Below are 10227 nucleotides of genomic sequence, written 5' to 3' on the forward strand. Positions count from 1 at the left end.
GGTTTGTTGTTTGCTGGTTTCCGACTTCGACAATCAGATTCTCAGCTGAAACCTCCACCGCCTTCAATCGCCCGCCTCAACTCCCCCGTACACCAGTTCCGACTTTAGCTCGAATTCGAAGTTTTTCACGATATTGATGAGCGCCGCTGGGTCGAGTGCCTTGGGTTCAATCGGACCGAAGTAACGGCGTTCCTCCGTCGGGTTGGAATTCCACATGACCTTGATCGTCTCGCCCCTACGCGAGCGCGAAAGGAGTTACATGGCTCTGCTCGTACTGCGCTTGGGACGAAGAAATTAGCAGCAGCCTTGGCGGACGATGATACCTATGCATATCGGACAGGGCGAGACGAACGAGCGTGGCTGAACTACCTTGGGGGTGGGAAGTTGCCCGGCTGGGCTAAAGAGAAAGTAGTTCGAACGCGTCCGGGATCTAGAAAACCCGGGGACGAGGCATGGTGGGACCCCTTGGAGTTTGCGGTGAGGGCCGTGCGAAATTTCAAACGTGTGGGAAATTTGAGGTTAACGCGATATCAATTTTTCCTGGCGATGGACGAGCGATTCCGCAAGGACGCCCAGCTTTCATCACTTTACGGGCGTGAATGGGGGGAATGGGCAGCAGCTTACCGGAAAGAAGAGCGGGGATAGGCAGTCGAAAGCTGGAAGCAAGGCCAGCAAACCCGGCGTCTAAACCCGTGAATGTCCACCGCACTTGCGGAGGTTTTTATTGTAAGTGACTGATTCATAATGGAATAAAATCCGGCATAAATGTGCCTTGCCAAGTTCTGCGATGCCGGATTTTTCTAATCCACTCCAAGTCATCGACGCCGCTCCAGATGGATCGACACGGATGACCCGGCGTTCAGCGAACCGCCCTTCCGTTCGCGACTTGGAGAAGCAAACGTGAAACGTAACAACCCGGTGATCGGATCTGATTACCCGTACACCATCGCCGTCGAACACACGGCCGAAGCTATCCCGCCGCAGCAGGCTAACCCGCCGGCGTTCCTGTCCATGCCGAACTGGACGGTTGACGAAACCGCCGACTATCTGCGTTGCCAAGCGCAGACGATCCGCAAAGCGATCTCGCAGAAGGGCGAATACCACGGCCTCAAGCCGCGTCGCTTCGGTCGCCGCTGGTACTTTAGCGCGGTCGACGTGCGTTCGATGCTGGAGGTTGCGTAATGTTGACGACTCGCTACAACAGCCCCGTTCCGCGCGACGGCAGCAATTTCTTCATCATTCTGCAACTGCTCTCGTCGATGCGGCTCGGCTGCATCTTCGACGCACTCGTGCGTAACTACCAGTTCGCTGAAAAGCTGACGCTCTCCGTTCTCCTCGGCATGATGACCTGCGCGTGCCAGGATGGCGCATTTGTGTGCATGCGTGACGGTACGTTGATTCCGATGACCGGCTACTGGTTCGTCGCCGCTCCTTCCGGCAGTGGCAAATCCACGCTCATCTACCGCCTGCTGCGCCCTTTTCTCGAGGCAGAGGACGAGGCGCTCAATGCCAGCACGGCCGAGTCCGGCAACTGGCGAGCGGATCGCCTCGTCTGGCAAGACAAGGTCAATGCGCTGCGGACCAAAATCCGGCTCGAGACGGCACAGGGCAAGAACGTCGACGACTCGCTGGATCAGCTCAAGGCGCTGATGGCCGATGAACCGAAGCGCTCGCGTGCCGCGTCGTGGCTGATCCAGGATGCCACGATGCCGGCGCTGCGTCATCATCTGACCCGGATCTGGCCGTCGGCGATGCTGGTGCTCGACGAAGGGATTGGCTTTTTCACGAACGCAATTTCTCGCGCGTTCGACGATTTCTGCACGCTCACGGGGGCACGCCTCGCGAAGAATTCGCGCGTATCGACTGGTCATCAATCTGTCGATCACGCCTACTTCTCGAAGGTGATCGCTGTACAGAACGCACCTCTTCACGCCTACCTCAACTTGTATGGCCAGCTCGCGTACGACACGGGGTACGTCGGCCGGGTTCACATGGTCGAAATCCTGCCACCGCTCCCGAAGCGCGAATACGACGGCCGTCCGGTTTGGGACCAAGCGTTGGATGATTGGGACGATCTCGTGAAATCGCTGCTGCGCGACGCCCGCAAGCGTATGCGTTCGAACGGCACATTCGAGACGGTCACCGTGCATGTTTCCAAGAAGGCTGACGCCGTGTTCAAGCTGGCCGATAACCTGATTAAGGAACGCGCTGCCGCCGGGAAGTATTCGCGTGACATGGGCCCGTACCTCGCACGTCTAGTCGAGCACGTGGTGCGTATTGCCGGCACGATTCACCGCTTCGAGGGTTTCGACGGTGAGATTTCCAAAGCGACTGCGCTGCTCGCTGTCGAAATCGGACTCTGGCTCGCTGACGAGTACCGCGAAGTCGTGTCGCGTCCGCCTGAGCCGTCTGCTGCCGAGCGGAATGACGTGCAGCTTCTGGTAGACGCGCTGTCGACGTTCGTGCGTCTGCGCCGCCGCCAGTTCCTGACGAAGCGCGAGCTTTACGACATGGTGCCGTCCTTTGGTCTGGACGAGGCCCGTTGCAAGCGCGCGCTTCACCACCTGTGCGGCGCGGGCGTGGCTTGGTTCGAGACCCGCGGCAATTCAACGATGGTGCGCCTCTCTTCGCAGGCATTCCCGCTTTATTAAATTCCGATGCAAAGCCTGCCCGGTCGCGCTTCACGGCGCTGACGGGCGGCTTATGCCCGGTGTTTGGCGTGAGGCGAGGCGGCAAGCCATGTACGCGGCAGCATCGGGCCAACCGAAAGGACTTCAACATGGAACTTCTGCTTTCCGGCGCAAGCCGTGGTTCGAGCCTGACCGTCAGCTCGACCGATATACCAGTCTCGGTGCAACGTCATCTGCACGTGGGTGCCCACGCTTGTCTGGCACTGGCATTTCTCGCAACCCTGACGTCTGTCGGCATTGCTGTGATGTCAGGCTGGCAACGCGGCGGTGATTTCGCTGAAAAAATCGTCTGCATAGCACTCGGCGTGGTGGTGGTCTTCGGTGCCCATTTGCTGCCGGCTTTCGCGCGCGGCCAGTCGACCGTTGTGCGCGTGGGCGCTACTGCTCTGTGCATGTCGAGCTTCGTGGTCGTCCTGTACGGGCAGGCGGAATTCTTCCTGTTTGCCCAGCAGCACGCTGGTAGCCGGCGCGTGGATACGGCAGTACAACCAACGCTCCCCCAGATTCCGGCGGCACCGTCGACGAATAGCCTGACGACGATCGCACGGGAGGAGGAACAGGTCCGCGATGCGATGGCCAGCATCGGGGCTCATCGCTGCGACCACGGCTGTTCGTGGCTACACATGCGTTATGACCTGCTCAGCGCGAAGCTCAACACGCTCATGACTGAAGCAGGCGAAATGAAGCGTCAGCAAGACGAACACGACCGCCAGGTGATGCTCGCCGACCGCGCCGCACAGATACGCGACTCGCTGCGCGACGACCCCGTGACGGCACGACTGTCCGCCGTGACTGGCCTTGATGCGGCGAAGCTGAACCTGCTGCTCGCCCTTGTGTGCGCTGCCGTTCTCGACCTCACGGGGAGTTTCGGGTGGTATCTCGCATTCGAGCCGAGTCGCGCCAGCGCAGTCGTGGAGGCTGACTCGGTCGTGTCGCTATATGACTCGAGTCGTGACGAGCCCGCGAGTTCGCCACCTGAGCCGGTCGTCGATACCTGCGGCGTCGTTACCGAGACGACTGATGACAGGCAGGCGCAACTCGTGCACGACGTCGCAGCCGGCAAGTTGCGACCCACCGTCGAAGGCATCCGCGCACATTTTCGCTGTTCCCAGAAGGAAGCGATCCAGCTTCGCCGCCAGTTCCACGCGCTGCGCGAGGCCCTTCAGCTTGTGGCACAAGGTTAAAAGGAGACCAATCATGCCGATCAAAAAACTGAATCACCGTGAAAACCCGTGGATCGCCGAAGGTGCGCGCTACGTGTACAAGACCCCGGACAACAAAACTCATCAGGCCATCCTCAAATACAGCCTGGTCAACCGCCGCACGCTCGAGCGCATAGATCATGACATGACGCGCTCGTACGAAGAGCACGACGGCAAGTTTTACGATGTGCTGGCTAAAACGTGGGGCCGCCTTGCGCATTTCGTGCGCCTGATCGACTGGTTGACGTGCATTGTTGTCAATACTGGCGGCAATGCCTTCGATTTCGAACTGCGCTCAGATGGCAAGCTGGTTCAGGTCGAAGAGCACGAGCTGGGCCAGTACTACGGCCTTCTGCGCCACCTGATCCGTGGCGTCTTCCACGAGGAGGTGGGGCTCGACCGCTTCATTCTCATGCCCTATGCCGAGCTTTTCCGGGATGTCGTCACTCGCTACATGAAGTGGCACCCCTTCCTCGACGAATGCTTCGACAAACTGCCGACCTTCTTCGACACCAATACTCGCCGGTACTGCGGCGATCTCGCCAACGAACTGTTCGACGCAATTCGTCGTGAAGCGAAGGCTCGGCAAATCAATCAGATCGTTACCGCCTGGAAGGCGGACTGTAAACGTGCGCGTGACCGGATGGTGAAGTTCAAGCACGAGTGTTTCGCGAAGCACCCGCGCTTGTACGTGATGCCACTCGAAACCGCGTATCGCTCGGAACTCCCCGAACCGGTATCGCTCGAACAGGCGAAGAAGCACCATGCGAAGTTCGTCAACCGCCTGCGCGCCAACGCGAAGTTCTCAGCCGTCGCGATCGGTGGCGTCTGGTCTCTGTCGTGGGGCGAGCGCAAGGGACATTATTTCCGCTGGATTTTCCTGCTGGACGCAGAGCTGGCGCAGGATGCGACCGAATGGGCAGAACTCGTCACGAGTATCTGGCTGGACGTGGTGCAGGACGGTACGGGGTTCGTCCGTGTTCCGGGTATCAGCGACCACCCGTCGCCCATCGCGGGGCTGATCGCCGTTGACGATCCAGTGAAAATGCAAGCGCTCGACGAAGAACTGGACTATATCGCGCAGAAGGGCAGCTTCATTCAGCCGAAGGAGACGGCGGGTGTCCGTTCGTGGGGTACGTGGGTGCCGGCGAATACGCGTGAGAATCGCCGCCGCAAGGTGGCGTCGAAGCCGGAAAGCGATGCCGGCGCGCAGATGCTGAACGCCTCGTAATCGCACGGCAAATGCGTGGGCCTGCTCTTGAAGCCAGGGCGGGTCTGTGCAGATCAACGCGGGCGAGCATGTCTCGCCCCCTCTCGAGCCTCTTACGAATTGTGCGATTTTTCGAATTGCACAATTCGTAGGACGTTCTCCAGGGTATCCGACCTCGTGTGTCGGCTGCCGCTGCACCCTTTCAATCGCGGCAGGCCATTAGCCTGCCGCGATTTCTTTATCCTGTCCGCGCGGCTTGCGCGGATAAGGTGCTGACGAGCCGGCTATTGCCGCTGCGCGACGTACTGCTCCCGTTCCTCGGGCGACATGGTGCGAATCCGGGCTTGGCCGAGGTGCCGCTCCGGCTGTCGGTCGATGCCTTGTGCTTTGAGCGTCCGATGATCGACGCGCGTTTCATGCCCGTATTTCGCGAGCGCGGCGTTTTGTAGATCGGCACACTTCTTCCGCGTTGCGATTAGCTCATCGCGGATCTGAATGCTGTTCTTGCCGCCGCTGTCTTTCTTGCGGCCACCGCGCTCCGGGTGTTGCGGGTTGTAGCGCCGGAAGGTTTGTTCGGGAGATCGGTCGATGCCGTCGTCCACGCGATCGGAGTACATCAGGTGGAGATGGGTGTTCGTGCCGTTTCCGAGGGAAGCGTGAGGTCCGTGGATCGCATACTGGAATGGCTTGCTCCCGGCTAGCTCGGAGACAAGCTGCTCGACCAATTCAATCTGCTGTTCGCGTGTCAGCTCGGATGGCAACGCGATCTCATGTTCACGATAGACAGCGCCGTTGGCGCGTTCGTATTGGTCACTTGCCTTCCAGAAATCGCAAGGATCGTTCTGCGCCCACGGGGGCATGTTGCCGTAGTCGGCACCGATCAGATCCTCCCGATCTTCGTACTTTTTGCCCTCTCGCATGATGTACCTGCCGTGTCCTGCTGCGGAACCCTTCTTACCGCTCTTGACGCAGTGGTGGAAACTGGCCATATCGACTACCCTTTCTCGTGCAAAAAATAAAAAGACCAGCACAGAAGTGCTGGCGTCTGGTGAGATGGGCGATCAACAGGTTAGGTAGGCTTGATTTCTCTTTGTCTTTCGAGAAAGGTTAAGTGCGCTCCCTCATTCCCCTCTACTACTACTACGACATGGAGGAGGACTGCCTCAAGCAGGACGACGACTATTACAAGTAGAAGAGGATCGATTACTCATCTCATAGCATAGAGAGAGCAATAAAAAATATACAAGATGGAGCAGCATGAAAAACAGAAGAGTACAGAACATATTCATACAGAGCCATGTATCAAGCGTGGCTTATAGAATATCGTGACGAACGAGAGTGTTCGTGTTTTGTGTGCCAGACGCTCGGCGCTTTTAACTGTTTCTAATGGCACAATGGTGGCTGAAACTTTTCCCGTTACCAGAGCATCGAATGTCAAAATATAGCGCGTTAAGCGAGCATCTGGCTCGGTTGGAAGGCAGTTCCGTTAGCCTGACTTTCGACGAAATCGAGCGCATCCTCGACGCTCCGCTGCCCAAATCCGCGAGGAAGTTCGATGCGTGGTGGGAAAACGAGAAGAGTGGTAGTCACACATGGGCACACCTCTGGCGGGCTGCGGGGTGGCTTCGAGACACCGTTAATCTGCGAGCGCAGGTGGTGATGTTCCGGCGCTCGGACGAACATGTAGATGGTCTGCTCAGTCAACTTCGTCCACGTACCAAGGAGGCGATCTACGATCTCCTGCAACTCGCCCACATCTCGACGGACGAATGGCATACGACGAATACCGGGCGCGAGATCGACCGGGTCAAGGCGAATCCGAGTTACTGCTATGACTGGTCGTTTGGATCGCCGCGAGAAGGCTATGCTTTGTGCATATGGCACGAGACACTTGACGTTCGCAGCGGCCAGATTGTCTTTACAGAAAATCTCCGGGCGCACGCTGCGAATCTGCGACAACAGGCGAACGATGCGGTTAGAGATAGTGAGCGACGAAGCAGGACGCTTACTCAAGCGGCGAGAGCGCAGGCATTTGATGATGCCCTGAGCATTTCATACGAACGCATGCTGCCCGTGTCGGTGATATTGACTGAAGGTGATCGGCTGGCACGCGAGGCAATGGGCGACGGCTCGTCGCATGTCCAGTTTCGTGCGCTTGATCCCGTTAAATGGTTCGTCCACGAATACGATGACACCACGGGCGTGGCGCTCCTCGTACGAGGGCAAAGGCCATTGACGTCGAACGCTCCGGCTATTGACCCCGACGATGAGCGCAGTGGCGAGCCGGACAAGATTCAGTTGCGGGCAATAGCCATTCGAAAGGGGCAGGGGGAGTTTCGGCAAAAGCTGTTATCCGCCTACGGCCGTACTTGTGCAGTGACAGGGTGCAGGGTGGTGGATTTGCTGGAGGCCGCTCACATACGGCCTCACGCGGACGAGCCGAATTACAGTGTAACCAATGGACTCTTGCTCCGGGCGGACATTCATACGCTGTTCGACTTGGGGCTGCTTGCAGTCGACAGCAGGTTTCGTGTCAGGATTGCCCCGGTGCTGCTTCGATCCGAATACAAAGAATACGAAGGAAGGGAAATCAGGCATCCCGTTTATCCTTCAGAGATGCCCAATCCCGATGCGCTTGAACGAAGGTATCAGCAATTCCAGAAGATACACGAGTCTGGATCAATGTAACGTGTGGAATCCAGGCTGACTGGAGGCAGCATGCAGTAACCCCTGATAGGCGTGAATCGGTCTTGCTGACGCTGGCTTCGCTTGTCCAACGTCGCTTTGATGCCGTGGTAATGCCGCAAGGGTTTTCCGGTTGAAGGGGCCGGTCATTGACACTGGACGCGATGAAAAAAAGAGGAACCCTTGTTGTCCGTGGGTTCCTCGGTGCCTGCTGGCCTGTGTTAAGGATTGCCGTACTACCAAGTCTTGACGTATTCGTCGCTGGCTGCCTAGCAGTCGAGGACTGACGATCCGTTACCGGGGCGTGCGATGCCGTGTTTCACGACCATATTTCATCAAGACTGCCAGCATTTGCGAGCTTATCCCGCAGAGCGTAACGAGCGGATTGCATGTTCACTTCGCTATCGTCAAGTCGAGGGATTGGTCCAATCGTCGCTGCTTGCCCTTTAAAATTAAGTTTGTATTTACCCGTGTCGCCATAAGGCTCGATTGACGCAATCTCCGCAATATGCGTTATCGCTCCGACGGGTGCGACTCGGTAAGCAGCAATGTACTTGAGCTTGGGAATATGTTTCGCGTTAATCCGAATTGCGAACCAGCAGTTATGCCCAATGAATTCCTGCTGAAATCCCTCCTCTCTAGCGGGCACAACGATCGTGTCGAAGATTTCGGCGGCGATTGAGCCACTCGCAACTGCCTGAACCTGTTCCTCCGGCGCATCCCCAAGCTTCGGCGGCGAAAATGCGTTGATACCAAGCATCGGCAGGATCAGATACATATCCTCGAGAAATGCCTGTGCTGTTGCTCTCGCAACAAGCGACATCGTCGGGGAAGTGGGCACGTTCTTGTTCAACAGTATCGCCCGGTCGAATTGCTTGGCGCATGCAATGAGCGCATATTCGAGGTATTGAACTTCAGTTTTGCCGATTTTGTGGAGCCGGTCAAAAAAATAGACGCCCCAAACCCAACCCTCTTTGTTGGTGACGTGATTCTTGAGGCGCTCGCCCACGGGGTCCGCCTCGCCAATGTAAATCGTCTCTTCGGAGGCGTTGCCGACGAGGATGTAAAGCCCAGCCTGATTAAAGCCCGGTTCGTGCTTCAATTGCCCAAATAGTTCTTTCGGAAACACAACACCCGAACCTGACCAGTTCGACTTGTCAACGTGACGAATACCTTGCGGATCGCCGGTCGTCGCAAAGACCGTAATTGAAAACGGGAGTGGCACTAGGTTTCCTCCGTTCTTCGCAATCTTATGAAAAATGGTACGTCAGCATAAACCAATGGACGGGAGCGAGGCAATTGGCGCGCGGTCTGGCTCCCCGCCTGACGTGCGGGTGGTTCAAGGAAGCCTGGTGCTTGTCCATCGCGCTGTTGTCTCGCTCAATCAGCCGACTGCGTCTTGGCGGCATGGGCCGAAGGAGAGCGGGCCGGCCATCGGGTGTTGCCGGCGAACTGCAACTCGTCAATTCGGCGATTGACGCAACGTCTTTTACCCTACGTCCCGTCTCTGCCGTCCTTGATCCTCGAAAACGTTAAGCGGCCGTTTATAGCATCGATCGACGAGCGGCTGCGAAGGCCGAGGTCCTGGGCAGGAGCAGACGGACGAGTGAACGGTGTACTTTCGTATGCGACATTGCCGTGTCGACTGCCGCGCGGCCGAGAAGGGGCGAACCCAGCCGAATACGGAGTGCTAAGTTCGCCCATAGACTCGGGTTGGCTATCAATACTCGTCGGGAAGCAGGATCGTCGTAACTGCGCGGTCAGCCTCTGTGATGATCCACACCTTCCCGCTCCCGTCCGGCAGGTTGTAGCTCGACAGCAGCCGCTTTCCTGTCAGCAAGGCGAGTTCGTTCGAGGCAAGATCCTCTGCGCTCAGATCACCCCAGTCACCGTGAATGTGCCGCGCGAGTAGCAGCACACCTTCGATACCAACTGCATCGAGCGCGGCCTGAGCGGCGGGAGTGATGACGGGCCGCCCCATCGGAAAACGCGGGCCGTTCGGGTAACTCATGCACGGCCCTCCTGTACGTAGTCGGCCTTCGGCCAGGCGGGATAGTGACGGTTCGCCGGCTGAGTCGGGCGTGAGTCGCTACCAGGCACGACGTCATCGAGCCGTTCGATCGTGGTATGCGCGCGATTCCACTCCGTGATGACCAGAACTCGCGTCTGGTCCGGCAGGCGATAGATCGAGATTAGCCGCAGGCCGGTTGCAATCGACACGTCGTTCTGTCGCTTGTCGTCTTCCGACACAACGCCCCAATCACCGGCAATGTGGCGGAGCATGACGCTGACGACGGGCACGCCATTCGCACGCAATGTCGCGAGCGCTGCGGCAATGTCCCACAGACAGTTGAAGGTTGGGACGGCGGGTGCGGCATAGATTATGCGACCTTGCGATCATGGTCAATGTTGGATTTCGAGGGCGAACGCTTCAGGGCGG

General features: G+C 57.9%; 10 protein-coding genes. 5 read left to right on the top strand and 5 right to left on the bottom strand.

Annotation, left to right across the window (positions count from 1 at the left end):
• Positions 1 to 63 precede the first annotated feature (63 nt).
• Positions 64 to 216 carry a hypothetical protein gene (locus HV711_RS32425; protein WP_175145620.1) on the bottom strand — a complete coding sequence of 51 codons (153 nt, stop codon included), beginning with the start codon at positions 214 to 216 and terminating at the stop codon, positions 64 to 66.
• A 684-nt stretch (positions 217 to 900) separates the two neighbouring features.
• Here HV711_RS32425 and HV711_RS32430 point away from each other — a divergent pair.
• The 4 genes from HV711_RS32430 to HV711_RS32445 all read left to right on the top strand — a co-directional run bounded on the left by HV711_RS32430 (position 901) and on the right by HV711_RS32445 (position 5123).
• The gene (locus tag HV711_RS32430; RefSeq protein ID WP_035478760.1) at positions 901 to 1182 is read left to right on the top strand and encodes a helix-turn-helix domain-containing protein; all 282 of its coding nucleotides are present in this window, start codon (positions 901 to 903) and stop codon (positions 1180 to 1182) included.
• Positions 1182 to 2651: a DUF3987 domain-containing protein gene (locus HV711_RS32435; protein ID WP_035478758.1), complete on the top strand. Its 1470-nt coding sequence runs from the start codon at positions 1182 to 1184 to the stop codon at positions 2649 to 2651. The genes HV711_RS32430 and HV711_RS32435 overlap by 1 nt, the downstream gene beginning before the upstream one ends.
• A 128-nt stretch (positions 2652 to 2779) precedes the next feature.
• Positions 2780 to 3874, top strand: a complete 1095-nt coding sequence (locus HV711_RS32440; protein ID WP_035478755.1) for a hypothetical protein — start codon at positions 2780 to 2782, stop codon at positions 3872 to 3874.
• Between the two features lie 13 nt (positions 3875 to 3887).
• Entirely contained in the window at positions 3888 to 5123 is a 1236-nt protein-coding gene (locus HV711_RS32445; protein ID WP_035478753.1) for a hypothetical protein, read from the top strand.
• Between the two features lie 263 nt (positions 5124 to 5386).
• Here HV711_RS32445 and HV711_RS32450 read toward each other — a convergent pair whose 3' ends face one another.
• Positions 5387 to 6091 carry a MobA/MobL family protein gene (locus HV711_RS32450; RefSeq protein WP_035478751.1) on the bottom strand — a complete coding sequence of 235 codons (705 nt, stop codon included), beginning with the start codon at positions 6089 to 6091 and terminating at the stop codon, positions 5387 to 5389.
• 442 nt (positions 6092 to 6533) lie between these two features.
• On the opposite strand from HV711_RS32450, the gene HV711_RS33330 reads away from it, so the two are divergent.
• Positions 6534 to 7790, top strand: a complete 1257-nt coding sequence (locus HV711_RS33330; RefSeq protein ID WP_051223993.1) for an HNH endonuclease — start codon at positions 6534 to 6536, stop codon at positions 7788 to 7790.
• A gap of 316 nt (positions 7791 to 8106) precedes the next feature.
• Here the strand turns inward: HV711_RS33330 and HV711_RS33735 are convergent, their stop codons facing one another.
• The 3 genes from HV711_RS33735 to HV711_RS32470 form a co-directional block, all read right to left on the bottom strand.
• Positions 8107 to 9012 carry a GIY-YIG nuclease family protein gene (locus tag HV711_RS33735; RefSeq protein WP_035478748.1) on the bottom strand — a complete coding sequence of 302 codons (906 nt, stop codon included), beginning with the start codon at positions 9010 to 9012 and terminating at the stop codon, positions 8107 to 8109.
• 495 nt (positions 9013 to 9507) lie between these two features.
• The gene (locus tag HV711_RS32465; protein ID WP_035478746.1) at positions 9508 to 9798 is read right to left on the bottom strand and encodes an SH3 domain-containing protein; all 291 of its coding nucleotides are present in this window, start codon (positions 9796 to 9798) and stop codon (positions 9508 to 9510) included.
• Complete coding sequence (locus tag HV711_RS32470; protein WP_244142797.1) at positions 9795 to 10070, bottom strand: hypothetical protein; 276 nt, start codon at positions 10068 to 10070, stop codon at positions 9795 to 9797. The genes HV711_RS32465 and HV711_RS32470 overlap by 4 nt, the downstream gene beginning before the upstream one ends.
• Positions 10071 to 10227 lie beyond the last annotated feature (157 nt).

Origin of the sequence: Paraburkholderia phenoliruptrix, assembly GCF_902859825.1 — a bacterium.
Lineage (GTDB): Bacteria > Pseudomonadota > Gammaproteobacteria > Burkholderiales > Burkholderiaceae > Paraburkholderia > Paraburkholderia phenoliruptrix.

Excerpts from the sequence above, each read along its gene's own strand:
- HV711_RS32425 (WP_175145620.1), bottom strand. The coding sequence starts at position 216 with ATGTGGAATTCCAACCCGACGGAGGAACGCCGTTACTTCGGTCCGATT.
- HV711_RS32435 (WP_035478758.1), top strand. The coding sequence starts at position 1,182 with ATGTTGACGACTCGCTACAACAGCCCCGTTCCGCGCGACGGCAGCAAT.
- HV711_RS32440 (WP_035478755.1), top strand. The coding sequence starts at position 2,780 with ATGGAACTTCTGCTTTCCGGCGCAAGCCGTGGTTCGAGCCTGACCGTC.
- HV711_RS32445 (WP_035478753.1), top strand. The coding sequence starts at position 3,888 with ATGCCGATCAAAAAACTGAATCACCGTGAAAACCCGTGGATCGCCGAA.
- HV711_RS32450 (WP_035478751.1), bottom strand. The coding sequence starts at position 6,091 with ATGGCCAGTTTCCACCACTGCGTCAAGAGCGGTAAGAAGGGTTCCGCA.
- HV711_RS33330 (WP_051223993.1), top strand. The coding sequence starts at position 6,534 with ATGTCAAAATATAGCGCGTTAAGCGAGCATCTGGCTCGGTTGGAAGGC.
- HV711_RS32465 (WP_035478746.1), bottom strand. The coding sequence starts at position 9,798 with ATGAGTTACCCGAACGGCCCGCGTTTTCCGATGGGGCGGCCCGTCATC.
- HV711_RS32470 (WP_244142797.1), bottom strand. The coding sequence starts at position 10,070 with ATGCTCCGCCACATTGCCGGTGATTGGGGCGTTGTGTCGGAAGACGAC.